The organism is Blautia sp. Marseille-P2398, from assembly GCF_964240315.1.
Classification (GTDB): Bacteria; Bacillota; Clostridia; order Lachnospirales; family Lachnospiraceae; genus Blautia_A; species Blautia_A wexlerae.
Window position 1 is genome coordinate 131,512 of sequence record NZ_CAXSTD010000011.1, and the last position, 13,661, is coordinate 145,172.

Below are 13,661 nucleotides of genomic sequence, written 5' to 3' on the forward strand. Positions count from 1 at the left end.
ATGTTCTCCTTTCACTGTCCTTCATACGCATCTTTCAGCTGACTACGGAAATCTTCTTCCCCCACACGCTGCAATGTTTTGCGAAAACGTTCACTTGGATTTGCATTTTTTTCAAAGAAATTAATTGCCGCATCTGTCACACGAAACAGTGTTTCTTTATCCGGGATCAGAGGAAGCAGTTCTTCTCCTTTATAGATATTATTTCCGAAGGTTCCTCCAAAAGATACGATATATCCCGGAGTTCCTTTCCATGCATCCACCGGACAGCTCTTTACACAGCGGCCACAATGATTACATTTCTGCGCATCCAGTTCTATTTTGCCGTCCACCATCTTCAGTGCATCCTGTCTGCAGGCTTTCACACACACACCACAGGAAATACAGTCGTCTTCCTTATATTCGATGTTCATGCCGCCTTTGATTCCAACATCGTTTTCTTCTGCTTTCAGGCAGTTATTCTGGCATCCTGTAACACCAAATTTGAATTTATGCGGGAGTTCCCGTCCGAAATATCTCTCATCAAGCTCTTTTGCCAGTGTGTAGGTGTCGATACATCCGCTTGGACAGACCTCTGAACCCTGACAGGCTGTAACTGTACGTACACGTGGTCCGCACACACCGGTTCCCACACCACCTTTTGCCAGTGCTTCTTTTACCTCTGCCAGTTCTTCCACTTTAATAAAGGGAATCTCAATGCCCTGGCGGGAAGTCATATGTACATATCCGCGGCCGTATTTTTCTGCTACTTCTGCTACTGTCTTAATATTCTCTGCAGTCAGGTTTCCACCGACCACTGCCAGTCTCAGGGAACCGTAACCTTTCTGTTTCTGTCTCATATATCCGCCTTTTTTTAAGGCTGCATAATCTACTTTCTGTGCCATTTTTATCTCTCCTTTGTGTTTTTAGAGCGTTTTTTCAAATATTTTTCCAGATCTGCGGCTGTCCGGTATCCTTACAGCCGGTTGAATTATCGTAATACTCTCTCAGTTTCTTCTATTTCAGATATTCTGCCACTGCGGTTGCTGCATTGGCACCATCCGAAACCGCAGTTACCACCTGACGCAGTTTCTTTGTTCTTGCATCTCCTGCCACATACAGCCCTTCCAGAGCGGTTTCTCCTGTCTCCCCTGCTCTGACATAACCTGAATCATCCAGTACTGCAAATTTTTTCAGAAGATCTGTCTGTGGTACTGCTCCGTAAGCAACAAATACACCGTTCACATCTATCACAGCTGCATCTTCCAGAACTACTCCGGTTACTTTCTGCTCTCCGATGATCTCTTTTACCTGATGCTCCAGTACGAAGATAACGTTTTCCTTCTCTCTCAGTTTCGCCACTGTAACAGCTGCTCCTCGGAATTCCTTTCTCCTGTGGATCACATATACTTTCTCTGCCACATCCGCCAGGTAAACAGCATCATCAAGTGCTGTATCTCCACCACCAAGAACTGCGACTGATTTACCTCTGTAAAATGATCCGTCACAGATTGCACAGTAAGAGACACCCTTTCCTGCATATTCCTGTTCTCCCGGAATATTCGCTCTTCGCGGTGTGGCTCCCGCCGCATAGATTACGGTTTTCGCTTCCACCTGCGAACCATCTGCAAATACAAGTTCAAAATCTGATGAAGCTTCTTTCTTTATCTCTGTTACTTCCTGTTCCATGAAGGATACCCCAAGCTTCACTGCATGTTCCCGGAAGTTCTCACCCAGATCATAACCGCTGATGCCCGGAAATCCCGGATAGTTATCTACCTGTCCGCTTTCTGCGATCTGTCCGGTTCCTTCATATTCTTTTTCTATCACTACGGCTGACAGATTAGCCCTCTTTGCATAGATTGCCGCACTTAAACCCGCCGGACCGCTTCCAATGATACCTACATCATATTTCATATCGTCAGTTCCTTTACACCTATTATTCCTATCGAATTAGTATGTTTTATAATAAACATAATAACACCGATAATTTCCTCTGTCAATAAATAAGATTATAAAAATTTTTTAGGATTCGTTATGGACTCAGGTTATAGCAGTTACTTAATATTCGCTGTACTAGATCCAGCTGTAATCTCCGCCGGTCAGAGCAAGGCTCAGAAGTGTGTCCATCTTCTCTACCTCTTCTTCACCCTCAATCTTCTGGATCAGTTCTGCTGTATCCAGCACATCCTCCAGTGACTCGTCCGGACCGATCTCATAGTCGATTTCAGCCTCACAGTCCGGGCATGGAATCCTCTTCATCGTCTGCATAGACAGAAAACGGTTGCCACATTTTTTACATTCATAATATCCGCACTCTTTCGTGCCGTCTGGTACATAATACATCTTTTAATTTTCTCCTTTTTTTGTTTATATGATTAGTTTTTATATGATTGGTCTTCTGATGACAAAGAGCTGCCGGTTTTGATGATTCCCGGACAGCCCTTTATTCAACCTTCTGTACATCTAATTTTCTGCTTTTTCTTTTCTGAGCAGCTCTGTATATTCTGCTTCCCTCATAGGTCTGGCATAGAAATATCCCTGAGCCTTGTTACAGCCGAACCCCTGAAGCATTACCTTCTGCTGTTCGGTCTCCACACATTCCGCAATGATGGAAAGCTTCATATGATTTCCCATAGTAATGATCATATGCAGGATTTCTTCTGCTCTTCCATAAGGATCTGCTGCACTTAAGAAACGCATATCCAGTTTGATCTCATCAACAGGAGCTTCTTTCAGCATATTCAGGGAAGAATATCCACTTCCAAAATCCTCCATCAGAATACGGAATCCTCCCTGGCCTCTGTTTTCTGCGCATTGCAGATCAGGTCTACCTTTCCGGATTTCAGATCTGCCAGCTGATTTTCCCATGATTCATTGATATATTCATATCTCCAGCCGGTATACTGAGATATTTTATTCAGATATTCCACTCCATATCCCTTGTATACTCCACTGCTGCTTTTATTAATAAAGTCTGCGTCCTCACGATACGCCACCCGTATTGTCTTTGTCCCGCCGTACGACTGTGCCTGAACCGGAACGATTACTCCCAGAAGCAAGGTAAACAGCAGAACGAACAACATTACATTTCTCTTCTTACCACTCATCTATCGTACCTCTCTCTTGAGTGATTATAACATAATATTCTCCAAAAAGGTATCTTTATAATGCTCGCTCAAACATTTCCCCTGACAGAATCCAGGTGTTACTTTTTAATCCCATTTCCACCACAGACAATCGAATACAAACAAAAAACAAAATTTCCCTGATTGCTTCCGGCAGTAGCTCATATTTCTCTTTTCGCACCAATCCATCAATCGTTGCTCCGAGTCGAATATTTCTCAATACAAAATCTACAGCTTCTTTGATTTGTGTGTAGGTTGGTCCTGTAAATTCTCTCTTATCAAGAAATACTGCACGATCTGTTCCTTTAAAATACAATCTGTCTTTCTGTAAAATAACACAAAAAGGATGTGCTGCGGTAACTTCTCCATTGCCTTGACACATCCTTTCGTATTATTATTTTTTTGCTATTCTTCTTAATTACAGCTATGGCTTCCACATCCATGCTCACCACATGTATGTCCTTCCCCGTGGCTGTGCTCGTGATGAGAACACTTCACATCCGGATTATAATCCAGTGTTTTATTAATAAAAGCTTCCACCGCTTTATCTGCATCTCCGGAAACTCCTCCAAACAGCTTAATGCCAGCTGCCGCTAATGCTGTCTGCGCGCCGCCTCCGATTCCGCCACAGATCAAAACATCTGCGTTCAATGCATTAAGAACTCCCGCCAATGCACCATGTCCGCTTCCATTGGTATCTACTACCTCTGAATGTACCACTTTCCCTTCTTCTACATCATAAATCTTAAATGTCTCTGTGTGTCCAAAGTGCTGGAAAATCTGTCCATTTTCATATGTTACTGCTATTCTCATGATACCTTCTCCTTTTTCTGCTGCATATTTTTTGTAAATTTCCTGTTTGTAACAACCCCCAAAGCTACAGTTGCTGCTCTGACCGTCACAAATTCTGAAATCCCCACCCTCGATTCTAAGTGGATGTCCATCAATGAGTGCATCTGCTATTTTCTTCCTGGCAATCTCATAAATTCGTTGAACCGTTGTTCTTGCGATCTGCATAGATACTGCACACTGCTCCTGACTGTAACCTTTTTTGTCCAAAAGACGAATTGTCTCATACTCATCTACTGTCAAAACAATGGGTACTTTTTTCTCAGCATTATCTGCCGGAAGGAATTCTAAAACATTCGGAAAATGGCAGACTTTTCTGCATTTTACTGGTCTCGGCATAAACTGCTCCTTTCTTGCTTTTCTTATATAATAGTCCTATAAAGGGCATATGTCAATTATGTAATTGACGCATCTAAAAAAAGCAAGTATACTATGTTCGTAAAGGAGATAACTGTTATGAACTTCGAAAATTATTTTCCACTATGGAATGACTTAAATACAGCACAGAAAAAAATAATTTCAGACAATTTAATCACACGGGATGTAAAAAAAGGAACGATCATTCACAACGGAAACCTGGACTGTACTGGATTATTACTGGTTAAATCCGGGCAGCTTCGAACCTACATACTTTCAGATGAGGGACGAGAGATTACACTTTACCGTCTGTTCGATATGGATATGTGTCTTTTATCCGCCTCATGTATCATACGCTCCATTCAATTTGAAGTAACCATTGAAGCAGAAAAAGATACTGATCTTTGGATCATCCCTGCTGAGATCTATAAGGACATCATGAAGGAATCTGCTCCCGTCGCAAACTATACCAATGAGTTAATGGCTACCCGTTTTTCTGATGTCATGTGGCTGATTGAACAAATCATGTGGAAGAGTTTAGATAAGCGTATTGCTTCATTTCTTTTAGAAGAGACCTCTATCGAAGGAACAAATGAATTGAAAATCACTCATGAGACGATTGCTAATCATCTTGGTTCCCACAGGGAAGTTATCACTCGAATGCTTCGATACTTTCAAGGCGAAGGACTCGTCAAACTCTCCCGCGGCAAAATCACAATCCTGGATTCGAAAAGACTGGAAACACTACAAAGATCATAAAACTGTTTTTCTGTAACATCAAAAGAATCCTCCATTTATCAGAATTATAAAAGTCATTCTAATAAATGGGGGATCTTTTTATGCTACGAGAAAATTATAAAAATATTGTGATTATTTTTTAATAATCCATACCACATGCATATGCCATTTCTATCAGCGCACGGTCATTAACCACTGTATCATAGAAGCGGAATCCACCGGAAAAGTTGTATGTTTCATAACCATTTCCTTCCAGAATACGGCTGGCAATGTAACTGCGCAGACCACTTTGGCATATCAGATACACAGGCTTTCCTTTCTCAATTTCACTAATTCGTTCCCTTAGTTCATCTACAGGAATATTGTTGAATCCCTTCATATGACCCCTGTTAAATTCACCTACAGTCCTCACATCCAGCAACACCACATTTTTATCTTTAGAAATCTTATCCATATCTTCCAAATGCCATTGTTTTAAGGTCCCTTTTGCTATATTGTCTATCATGAAGCCGGCCATATTTACAGGATCCTTTGCAGAGGAATAAGGCGGTGCATATGCGAGATCCAGATCTTTCAACTGGGTTGCCTTCAGCCCTGCATGGATCGCTGTTGCCAGCACATCAATACGTTTATCAACTCCTTCATATCCAATAATCTGAGCACCAAGCAAACGATAAGTCTCTTTTTCAAAAACTACCTTCATGGTCATCACTTTTCCACCAGGATAGTAACCGGCATGACTCATAGGAGAAAGAATTACTGTATCTACCTCTAATCCTGACTTTTTGGCATTGGTTTCATTGATACCTGTAGTGGCTGCTGTCATATCAAACACTTTGATAACGGAGCTTCCCTGACTTCCTAAATAATGGCTATCACCACCACAAATATTATCAGCAATGATCCTTCCCTGCTTATTGGCTGGACCAGCCAAAGAAATCAGCGCATCATCACCCGTAACATAATGTTTTACCTGAACTGCATCACCTGCTGCATAAATATCCGATACAGAAGTTTCCATCCTGTCATTCACTACGATACTTCCCTTGATGCCAAGCTCCAGACCGGCTTCTTTTGCTAATACTGTGTCTGGTGTAACGCCGATTGCCAGCACCACCATATCAGCCTGAAGGGACGGATTATCTTTTAATAGAATCTCTACTCCATTGTCCTTTTCTCTAAATCCTTCTACCGTATAACCCAGTACCAATTTTATCCCGTGCTTTCTCATTTCATTATGGATCATGGATGCCATATCCGGATCAAAAGGATTCATCAGCTGCTTAGGCCGTTGAACAATTGTAACATCCATGCCAAGCTCTCTCAAATTTTCTGCCAGTTCCAGACCAATAAAGCCACCACCTGCCAATATAGCCGATTTTGGATGGTTCTTATTTATATATTCCTTTATACGAAAAGTGTCTTCTACTGTACGAAGTGTAAAAAGTTTATCAATACTAACTCCAGGAAGTCTCGGCTGTGTTGGCTTTGCACCTGGAGAAAGGATCAGCTTATCATAGTTTTCTTCAAATATCTCACCATTCTCCAAATTTTTCACTGAAACAGTTTTACGATCCAGATGTATGGAGATAACTTCATGATGAATTTTCATATTAATGCGAAAGCGTTTAAAAAAGCTCTCTGGTGTCTGTAATGTAAGTTCTTCCGGGTCTGTGATCACGTCTCCAATATAATATGGAAGCCCACAATTCGCATAGGATATGTATCCGGATCTTTCAAACACAATAATTTCTGCGTGTTCATCCAGTCTGCGTATTCTTGCTGCGGCTGTAGCTCCTCCGGCTACACCGCCTACGATTATTACCTTCATCTTATTTTTCCACCTTTCCTCATTAAAGCATTTCTAAAATCGCTTTCTTAGGTCTCGCCCCTGAAACCTGTTGTACAATCTTCCCATTCTTCATAACCACCAAAGTTGGGATACTCATAATACTAAATTTACTTGCCAGTTCAGGCTGCTCATCCACATTGATCTTTCCAACTTTGATATCAGGGCGTTCACCTGCAATCTCCTCTATGACAGGAACCACCATACGACAGGGAGCACACCAAGGCGCCCAAAAATCCAAAAGAACGGTTTTCTCGGAATCCATTATTTCATTCTGAAAATTATTTTTATTGATATTAATAGCAGACATTTTACAGTCCTCCTTGTTTTTTCTTTTGTGGCTTTATTATAACCTGAAATTCATTTGTTTTCTGTGATATCATCACATTATTATCGTGATTAATTTTTTATCAAAAAAACCTCCGCAAACATTACGTCTGCGAAGGTCTATTTCTCTCAGCATTTGACTAATCTTGGATTAATTTACTTCTCACTCCTGTAGATCTTTATCTATAATCTCCCAGTAACCATTCTTTGGAGAACCATGTCCTATGAGAATACCATATTCTTTTAACTTCTTAATATTATTCTCAATATTTCGACTGACAATCCCGATTTTTTCAGCTAACTTAACCGCTGATAATTGATGATCTTCTGAAAGCAACTTTATAATCTTTTGCTGTGTATCGTTAAGGTCTGTTCTCCACTCTATCTCCTTTCTTTTTCATTTGTCACCGGAAATGAATTACGGAACAGCTCTATCCGAAACATATTATCAAATCTATTACTTACAAAACTCAAATGCCACATAATACACATAATCATTTTTTGAAAGAAAATCTGTTTGGCTATTTATAAAATCGTCTAAAGTCGGAACACTCATTTCATCATTATCATAAACAAAGGCAATAAGTGGCTGCTGCTTATCGTATCTAATGTCTACGACATTTTTTATTTCAGTTGCTGTTCTGCCATAGTATTCTCTATTTTCTACATTTTCTAAAATAGGAATTTCTGTTGACAACCTACTACCACCTCCAGAAATAATTAACTTAATTACATAATTATCGAAATCAGACACCATTACGATTTCACCACTTTTTGGCGAACCAATATCTTCAAATCCCATTTCAACTTTGTCCTGATCACTCAATTTTCCTGATTCGTATCGATAAATATGTAATCTGAGTTTTTTATATTCATCCGTTGTTATAAACTTATAGACAAATGCTCCATCCGGTCCAGCAAGCAGTTCTGCTGTCTGCATTTCTATGCTATCCTTTGCAACAGGAGAAATATAATTCTGTGGTTTTTTCAGACGGTATATGGTAAATCCGATTACTGATACCGCACAGATAGATATAACTAATAATATACATTTCATAACCTTTAGACATTTCTGTTTATCTATATTATCTCTGATCACTTCAATAATATTTGTTTCTGACTTCTGAATCATATTCTCTTGAGCTATATCTTCTCCAGCCAAAAACTCATTGAGGCTAATACCAAGAATTGAACAAAGTTCTTTATAAACAGATACATCCGGCAGGCAAACTCCTCGCTCCCATTTAGAAACAGACTTATCACTCATACCTAATTTTTCTGCCAGTTGCTTTTGTGTCATCCCCAATGACTTTCGCTTACCTGCAATATATTTTCCAATTTTGATAAGATCCATCCATCTACCTCCTTTTTTTATTAATCGTACTCTATTTTAGATGAAAAGCATACCCCTCGAAGGTAGAATATGACTTTTAAGTCTGTCTAGTTTGCCAGATAGAATACAAAGCTTATATGTCCTGTCCCTTCGCACACCCACTTTGCATTTTTTTAGCAAACTCACTTGTAAAAACTTCCTTTTCCGGCGCTTCCGGGATACTGCACTATTTTTCTTCCCTTTTCTTTCAGGACTGAAAAAGCCCTGCGTCAGGACGTTCCCTGATGCAAGGCTTCTAATTTTTTTCTCTATGTTTCTGTGTCTTTTTTTGATGTTTTCTCTGGTGCTCCGTATGAATCGGATTTTCTGATTCTTACAAAGGGGATTATCAAAAAAGTGCCAAAGAGGAGTGCTAAAAAATGAAGAAATAAACTCCAAAATAACTCCATTTTACTCTTTATTATTTTGTTGTTCTTCTCTTGCGTAAAGAATGTCCAACGCCTGGAATATTACATTACTCATAGTCTGATAATGTCTCTCTGCATAAAATACTAGCTTTTCTTTTTGCTCTGGTGACATCCTGATTCTCAGACTAGAATCTTTGCCGTCTAATGATGGTTTTCTAGGCATCTTTCTCTCCTTACATTTCATAGTTTAATATGAATTGATACAAGTGTTAATCTCGTTTTGTTAATATCACCCATTTCCCTTTTTGGCTACTTCCATGCTTCTTCAGATAATTCTTTTCCTTCAATTTGGTTATATAATACTTCACACTAGCAAGATTCCAATCTAACGCATAATCGAAGTGGTAGAAAAGTTATCTCTTATATCGGTTGTAACTTTTTTATGAACTTTATTGACAAGAAAACTTTGTATGTGTATAATTAAAATATGCAAAGAAAACTTGGCATGGAGGTGTTTTTATGAAAAAGGACGAAATCTTAAATGCAAGCAGAAAAGAACATCGCAATAAGGACTTGGCTGAAATGGAAGTGGTATATCAAGCCGGAAGTCACGCAAGCAGAGTTGGTGTTTTAGTGTGTTGTTTGCTTTCGCTGTTATCTTCTGTGCTTGCTCATACTATGATTTACAGTCCGTGGGTTATATACTTCAGCATTATTGCAACACAATGGTTAGTTCGTTTTATCAAAATGAAGCGAAAGAGCGATTTGGTCTTGACTGTTCTGTTTTTTGTGCTTTCCATTTTGGCATTTGTTGGATTTGTTAGCCATCTTTTAGAGGTGAGAATATGAAAGAACAATTACAACTGAAAAATCACTTAAAGGAAGTTCGCACAGAAGCAAATCTTTCTCAAGCTCAGCTTGCAGAAATGGTAGGGGTATCAAGAAATACCATTAGTTCTATTGAAACAGGACAGTTTAATCCAACTGCAAAATTGGCTCTAATTCTTTGTATTGCATTGGACAAAAAATTTGAGGAACTATTCTATTTTTAGGAGGTCATTATGGAAAATATTATAATGTTGATTTTGGGAGTGTTCATATCTGTTGTGGGAATTGTAAATATCAAAGGCAATATCAGCACAATTCACTCTTATAACAGGCGAAAAGTAAAGGAAGAAGATATACCAAAGTATGGAAAAACAGTCGGCACAGGAACGCTGATTATAGGAATATCTCTTGTATTAGGTTTTATTGTTTCGTTTCAGAGTGAAATAATTATAGATTATATCATTCTTCCAGCAGTTATTGTCGGATTAGGCTTTATATTGTATGGACAGTTCAAATACAATAAAGGAATTTTTTGAGAATCAGGGAGGTATAAAGATGGAATTGAACACAATATCAGGTCTGGCGATAGCGGGAGTTATCTGCTCCGTTGTCCTCTCGATGGGGGTACCGATTGCTTTGTTCATTGCAGGAAGGGTGAAGCTTAAGGCAAGGATTTCCTCGTTCTTTATCGGAGCAGGAACCTATCTGCTGTTTGCCATGCTGTTGGAGCAGCTGCTGCATGTTCTTGTCATTCAGTTCTGCGGACTGAACGCACAGAGCAGGCCATGGCTTTACTATGTATACGCGGCTTTGGCTGCGGCGGTTTTTGAAGAAACTGGAAGACTGATTGCCATGAAGTTCTGGATGAAGAAATGGCTGGATTTTCCAAATGCACTGATGTATGGAATCGGGCATGGCGGTGTGGAGGCCATTCTGATCGGAGGACTCTCCGGAATCAGCAATCTTGTGTCCATGCTGATGATCAACAGCGGAGCCATGCAGAATACGCTGGCGGCACTTCCTGCTGAGTCTGCAAACCAGACCGTGTCACAGCTGTCGGCCCTATGGACAACACCGGCACCACTCTTTTTTGTAAGCGGAATCGAAAGAATCAGTGCCATCATTCTGCATATCGGGTTGTCACTGCTAATCTACCGAGCGGTAAAGGCAGGCAAATGCAGGACAGCGGCTTTTACAGCGGTTCTTGCATATGGGATTCATTTTATCGTGGACTTCTTTGCCGTGGCAGGTCCGGCGCTTCTTCCCATCTATGTGATTGAAATTGGTGTCTTTGTGATGGCAGCCGGAACTCTTGTTATGGCGCTGAAGATGGGAAGGATGGAAGAACTGTGAATTCCAGTTTTCTGCTATCATAAAACAGAATATATCTGACAGAACGCACCGTAGAAATACGGTGTTTTTTGTGCCCTTTTTGATGATTGGATATTCAATTAACTTTATTTATTACCCCCTCCAATATCTAAAAAAAAGCTACTTCTGCAAGTCAACCTCACAGAAGTAGTTTTTTATTTATCCATTATTTTCATTTCTTTTCAAAACCATTTCATAAAAATCCAGAAACTCTTTTGTTATATAATATCCCTTACTTTCAACATCCAATGAGTCAAATGTATTATCATTTTCATCTACATCTCCAGACTCTGTTTCAAATTCTTCCTCAATGAATCCCGTTTGTTTAATATGTAAGAACACGTAATCAACTTCTCCTGGAGATACCTTTATTTGCTTTGAATATTCATTGCAAAACGATTCGTATTTGTTGCTATATGTTCTACCATTTATGTGTTTCGTTGATTTACCTCTTTTAGATGAATCTTCACAATATTTTTTGTATTCAACTAAATATTGTATTTCTCTATACGACATAGTATTCAATATGTGAATATATTCATCAAAAATACTACCATCTATATGTTTCCCCTGCAAATAACCATTTCGTATAAGATTTCCAAAATACTCAACTTTATCGGTCGTTGCCAACCTTTGCACTGCCTCTTTTGCTCGTGCAAAATTGATGATAAACTCTACATCATTTACCATTTCCGATGTTATAGAATGATCATCTTGCAAAATAACATCTAACAATTCCTGTTCTTTCTTTTGCTGAAAATCATTTAATAACTTATTTGTTGATGAATCAATTAAATCCCCCAAAACAGGGATTGCCTTTATAGGTGCCAATAAAACTGATTCAACAACCGGATTTTCTTTAATATCCTTTATTTCATTTGCATTATATAAGGAATTTTTTGCCATTTCTAATTTTTCATTCATTATTGTTCTCCCATTTTCATCACAACAACTATTTTATCCCAAGTAGATACTTCGTTTAATATAAATCTCCAACATATCCATCTGCTTCCAGATGCATATAACACTCATTCACCTGCTCAGACTCCAAGATCTGTAAAACGTATTCCATACCTGTAGCCAATTCTTTGGTTTTTAATTCTTCCAGCGGAATCCAATACACCTGCCCTTCCTCCGAACTTGTCAATTCTCCGATAAATCTATCAGCTCTGTACAGCGTAATCACATAATGTACTCCACCCTTATGCCAATGATATAAACCGCAGAGCTTCGGTGTTTCAATCGTAAGACCTGTTTCTTCCCAAACTTCCCGAATCATAGATTTTTGAAATATCTCGTTCTGCTCCACATGACCACCTGGAAAAGTTGTCCCTGTATAGCTGTCATTCACTTTATCCAATGCCAGCACATTTCCTTTGTCATCTTGGATCATACACATATTCATAAAGCAAACCTTCTCAATCCGACTCTCTTCTTTTTCATTCAGAGATCTTCTGATACGTTTATTGATATCCGATCGTTTGGATTTGTAATGCTTGAATACCTCTCCATACGGAATCCAGATTTCTGCATCTTCAATTTTTTCATACACAATATCCACCACTTCTTCCAGATGTTTGTCGTTTGGGAAAGTGTATTTTTTCATATAATAATCCCTGGTTGCCTGGAACATCCATTCTGCAATCTTCTCTTTCTGCTTTAATTTCAACTGAGCATATTTCTTGTCAGTCTGCAGTAATTTTCCATCTATCATTTCATGGTTTTTCCGTGACATCGGTAAGACCTCTTTTCCTCTTTTCTCATTCAGATTTTACTATACCATAGAATCCTTCTTTCGTCATACCTCAGATCTGCGATGTCCTATTTTTCTTCTCTGAATACCTTATCTATAGAGGGTTCTTTTCAAAAGACTCTCTTCCGGCGGCTGTGCCACCGGTAAATAGCAAGGACAGGAAGTGTATATACACTTCCAAAAAAACCAGCAATTTAGGGAACCCTGCCCTAAATCAAAAACACAAAAGCCACTACTTTGAGCAACTAGGTAATTGCGAACTTGTTTCGCAATTACCTATAATTTTAATATGTGCCTTTTAATGAAATATGCAAATTGGAAGTTGTCAATTTCTTATATATTTTTGATCAGTGTCAGGAATCGTATCTTCTGACCGATATCGCTCTACTTTCATGTGAAGATTATATTTATCTCTTAACTCCGCAATCTTATTCATCATGGGTGATTGATGGTGAAAGTCAATGCTCTCTTGATTTTCCCAACTGTCAATCAGTAGCACAGTTTCCTCATCTCCCAGAGGGAAAAAATAATCATATCTAATGTTCCCCGCTTCATTTCTAATTGCATCAACAGTACCGCTTGAAATCATCTCCTTTGCAAATTTTTGCGCAGAACCATTTTCGCCGGAATAATATATATTAACAACTATACTCATTATACTTTCCTCCAAATTCCGATTGAACAAAATCGCTGCGCGATGGCCTGCCAAGGCTGTGGCGCAGTTTTATTTTTATTAAAAAAGCAG

20 protein-coding genes are annotated in these 13,661 nt (G+C 39.1%); 5 read left to right on the forward strand and 15 right to left on the reverse strand.

The window, feature by feature from the left end:
* Window positions 1–11: 11 nt before the first annotated feature.
* The 7 genes from ACESZG_RS13525 to ACESZG_RS13555 form a co-directional block, all read right to left on the reverse strand.
* Complete coding sequence (locus ACESZG_RS13525; RefSeq protein ID WP_022379859.1) at window positions 12–881, reverse strand: 4Fe-4S binding protein; 870 nt, start codon at window positions 879–881, stop codon at window positions 12–14.
* Window positions 882–993: 112 nt separating this feature from the next.
* Window positions 994–1,893 carry an NAD(P)/FAD-dependent oxidoreductase gene (locus ACESZG_RS13530; protein WP_008705277.1) on the reverse strand — a complete coding sequence of 300 codons (900 nt, stop codon included), beginning with the start codon at window positions 1,891–1,893 and terminating at the stop codon, window positions 994–996.
* A 159-nt stretch (window positions 1,894–2,052) separates the two neighbouring features.
* Entirely contained in the window at window positions 2,053–2,322 is a 270-nt protein-coding gene (locus ACESZG_RS13535; protein ID WP_008705279.1) for a hypothetical protein, read from the reverse strand.
* Window positions 2,323–2,442: 120 nt separating this feature from the next.
* A complete protein-coding gene (locus ACESZG_RS13540; protein ID WP_373218538.1) occupies window positions 2,443–2,754 on the reverse strand; it encodes an EAL domain-containing protein in 312 nt (103 codons plus the stop codon).
* The gene (locus ACESZG_RS13545) at window positions 2,754–3,086 is read right to left on the reverse strand and encodes a transporter substrate-binding domain-containing protein (protein WP_055059707.1); all 333 of its coding nucleotides are present in this window, start codon (window positions 3,084–3,086) and stop codon (window positions 2,754–2,756) included. Before ACESZG_RS13545 ends, ACESZG_RS13540 begins: the two co-directional genes overlap by 1 nt.
* Window positions 3,087–3,141: 55 nt before the next feature.
* Window positions 3,142–3,420 (reverse strand): hypothetical protein, encoded by a 279-nt coding sequence (locus ACESZG_RS13550; RefSeq protein ID WP_373218540.1) that lies wholly within the window; start codon window positions 3,418–3,420, stop codon window positions 3,142–3,144.
* Between the two features lie 98 nt (window positions 3,421–3,518).
* On the reverse strand, window positions 3,519–4,292 hold the full coding sequence (locus ACESZG_RS13555) for a NifB/NifX family molybdenum-iron cluster-binding protein (protein ID WP_373218542.1): 774 nt from the start codon (window positions 4,290–4,292) through the stop codon (window positions 3,519–3,521).
* A gap of 93 nt (window positions 4,293–4,385) precedes the next feature.
* Here ACESZG_RS13555 and ACESZG_RS13560 point away from each other — a divergent pair, with 93 nt between their 5' ends.
* Window positions 4,386–5,069: a Crp/Fnr family transcriptional regulator gene (locus ACESZG_RS13560; protein ID WP_055057808.1), complete on the forward strand. Its 684-nt coding sequence runs from the start codon at window positions 4,386–4,388 to the stop codon at window positions 5,067–5,069.
* Window positions 5,070–5,187: 118 nt separating this feature from the next.
* Here the strand turns inward: ACESZG_RS13560 and ACESZG_RS13565 are convergent, their stop codons facing one another.
* From ACESZG_RS13565 to ACESZG_RS13585, 5 genes are all read right to left on the reverse strand, one after another.
* Window positions 5,188–6,879 (reverse strand): FAD-dependent oxidoreductase, encoded by a 1,692-nt coding sequence (locus ACESZG_RS13565; protein WP_118339203.1) that lies wholly within the window; start codon window positions 6,877–6,879, stop codon window positions 5,188–5,190.
* Window positions 6,880–6,901: 22 nt separating this feature from the next.
* A complete protein-coding gene (gene trxA / locus ACESZG_RS13570; RefSeq protein WP_118593370.1) occupies window positions 6,902–7,207 on the reverse strand; it encodes a thioredoxin in 306 nt (101 codons plus the stop codon).
* Between the two features lie 180 nt (window positions 7,208–7,387).
* A complete protein-coding gene (locus tag ACESZG_RS13575) occupies window positions 7,388–7,609 on the reverse strand; it encodes a winged helix-turn-helix transcriptional regulator (protein ID WP_055154210.1) in 222 nt (73 codons plus the stop codon).
* 72 nt (window positions 7,610–7,681) lie between these two features.
* Complete coding sequence (locus ACESZG_RS13580; RefSeq protein WP_008705290.1) at window positions 7,682–8,578, reverse strand: helix-turn-helix domain-containing protein; 897 nt, start codon at window positions 8,576–8,578, stop codon at window positions 7,682–7,684.
* A 429-nt stretch (window positions 8,579–9,007) separates the two neighbouring features.
* A complete protein-coding gene (locus ACESZG_RS13585; RefSeq protein ID WP_055054148.1) occupies window positions 9,008–9,187 on the reverse strand; it encodes a hypothetical protein in 180 nt (59 codons plus the stop codon).
* A gap of 296 nt (window positions 9,188–9,483) precedes the next feature.
* On the opposite strand from ACESZG_RS13585, the gene ACESZG_RS13590 reads away from it, so the two are divergent.
* From ACESZG_RS13590 to ACESZG_RS13605, 4 genes are read left to right on the forward strand one after another with little or no spacing between them, the layout of a single operon-like run.
* The gene (locus ACESZG_RS13590; protein WP_008705292.1) at window positions 9,484–9,813 is read left to right on the forward strand and encodes a DUF6442 family protein; all 330 of its coding nucleotides are present in this window, start codon (window positions 9,484–9,486) and stop codon (window positions 9,811–9,813) included.
* The gene (locus tag ACESZG_RS13595; protein ID WP_003865061.1) at window positions 9,810–10,016 is read left to right on the forward strand and encodes a helix-turn-helix transcriptional regulator; all 207 of its coding nucleotides are present in this window, start codon (window positions 9,810–9,812) and stop codon (window positions 10,014–10,016) included. The genes ACESZG_RS13590 and ACESZG_RS13595 overlap by 4 nt, the downstream gene beginning before the upstream one ends.
* A 9-nt stretch (window positions 10,017–10,025) precedes the next feature.
* Window positions 10,026–10,328: a hypothetical protein gene (locus ACESZG_RS13600; RefSeq protein ID WP_055154039.1), complete on the forward strand. Its 303-nt coding sequence runs from the start codon at window positions 10,026–10,028 to the stop codon at window positions 10,326–10,328.
* A gap of 19 nt (window positions 10,329–10,347) precedes the next feature.
* Window positions 10,348–11,145, forward strand: coding sequence for a YhfC family intramembrane metalloprotease (locus ACESZG_RS13605; RefSeq protein ID WP_227219045.1), 798 nt, complete (start codon window positions 10,348–10,350; stop codon window positions 11,143–11,145).
* Window positions 11,146–11,322: 177 nt separating this feature from the next.
* On the opposite strand, the gene ACESZG_RS13610 is transcribed toward ACESZG_RS13605, so the two are convergent.
* The 3 genes from ACESZG_RS13610 to ACESZG_RS13620 all read right to left on the reverse strand — a co-directional run bounded on the left by ACESZG_RS13610 (window position 11,323) and on the right by ACESZG_RS13620 (window position 13,571).
* The gene (locus ACESZG_RS13610; protein WP_062808196.1) at window positions 11,323–12,087 is read right to left on the reverse strand and encodes a hypothetical protein; all 765 of its coding nucleotides are present in this window, start codon (window positions 12,085–12,087) and stop codon (window positions 11,323–11,325) included.
* Between the two features lie 55 nt (window positions 12,088–12,142).
* Window positions 12,143–12,898: an 8-oxo-dGTP diphosphatase gene (locus tag ACESZG_RS13615; RefSeq protein WP_025581238.1), complete on the reverse strand. Its 756-nt coding sequence runs from the start codon at window positions 12,896–12,898 to the stop codon at window positions 12,143–12,145.
* 343 nt (window positions 12,899–13,241) lie between these two features.
* Entirely contained in the window at window positions 13,242–13,571 is a 330-nt protein-coding gene (locus ACESZG_RS13620; protein WP_055154018.1) for an antibiotic biosynthesis monooxygenase family protein, read from the reverse strand.
* Window positions 13,572–13,661 lie beyond the last annotated feature (90 nt).

Excerpts from the sequence above, each read along its gene's own strand:
- ACESZG_RS13555 (WP_373218542.1), bottom strand. The coding sequence starts at position 4,292 with ATGCCGAGACCAGTAAAATGCAGAAAAGTCTGCCATTTTCCGAATGTT.
- ACESZG_RS13565 (WP_118339203.1), bottom strand. The coding sequence starts at position 6,879 with ATGAAGGTAATAATCGTAGGCGGTGTAGCCGGAGGAGCTACAGCCGCA.
- ACESZG_RS13580 (WP_008705290.1), bottom strand. The coding sequence starts at position 8,578 with ATGGATCTTATCAAAATTGGAAAATATATTGCAGGTAAGCGAAAGTCA.
- ACESZG_RS13605 (WP_227219045.1), top strand. The coding sequence starts at position 10,348 with ATGGAATTGAACACAATATCAGGTCTGGCGATAGCGGGAGTTATCTGC.
- ACESZG_RS13595 (WP_003865061.1), top strand. The coding sequence starts at position 9,810 with ATGAAAGAACAATTACAACTGAAAAATCACTTAAAGGAAGTTCGCACA.
- ACESZG_RS13525 (WP_022379859.1), bottom strand. The coding sequence starts at position 881 with ATGGCACAGAAAGTAGATTATGCAGCCTTAAAAAAAGGCGGATATATG.
- trxA (WP_118593370.1), bottom strand. The coding sequence starts at position 7,207 with ATGTCTGCTATTAATATCAATAAAAATAATTTTCAGAATGAAATAATG.
- ACESZG_RS13560 (WP_055057808.1), top strand. The coding sequence starts at position 4,386 with ATGTTCGTAAAGGAGATAACTGTTATGAACTTCGAAAATTATTTTCCA.
- ACESZG_RS13545 (WP_055059707.1), bottom strand. The coding sequence starts at position 3,086 with ATGAGTGGTAAGAAGAGAAATGTAATGTTGTTCGTTCTGCTGTTTACC.
- ACESZG_RS13600 (WP_055154039.1), top strand. The coding sequence starts at position 10,026 with ATGGAAAATATTATAATGTTGATTTTGGGAGTGTTCATATCTGTTGTG.
- ACESZG_RS13585 (WP_055054148.1), bottom strand. The coding sequence starts at position 9,187 with ATGCCTAGAAAACCATCATTAGACGGCAAAGATTCTAGTCTGAGAATC.
- ACESZG_RS13590 (WP_008705292.1), top strand. The coding sequence starts at position 9,484 with ATGAAAAAGGACGAAATCTTAAATGCAAGCAGAAAAGAACATCGCAAT.
- ACESZG_RS13540 (WP_373218538.1), bottom strand. The coding sequence starts at position 2,754 with ATGGAGGATTTTGGAAGTGGATATTCTTCCCTGAATATGCTGAAAGAA.
- ACESZG_RS13615 (WP_025581238.1), bottom strand. The coding sequence starts at position 12,898 with ATGTCACGGAAAAACCATGAAATGATAGATGGAAAATTACTGCAGACT.
- ACESZG_RS13620 (WP_055154018.1), bottom strand. The coding sequence starts at position 13,571 with ATGAGTATAGTTGTTAATATATATTATTCCGGCGAAAATGGTTCTGCG.
- ACESZG_RS13535 (WP_008705279.1), bottom strand. The coding sequence starts at position 2,322 with ATGTATTATGTACCAGACGGCACGAAAGAGTGCGGATATTATGAATGT.
- ACESZG_RS13530 (WP_008705277.1), bottom strand. The coding sequence starts at position 1,893 with ATGAAATATGATGTAGGTATCATTGGAAGCGGTCCGGCGGGTTTAAGT.
- ACESZG_RS13610 (WP_062808196.1), bottom strand. The coding sequence starts at position 12,087 with ATGAATGAAAAATTAGAAATGGCAAAAAATTCCTTATATAATGCAAAT.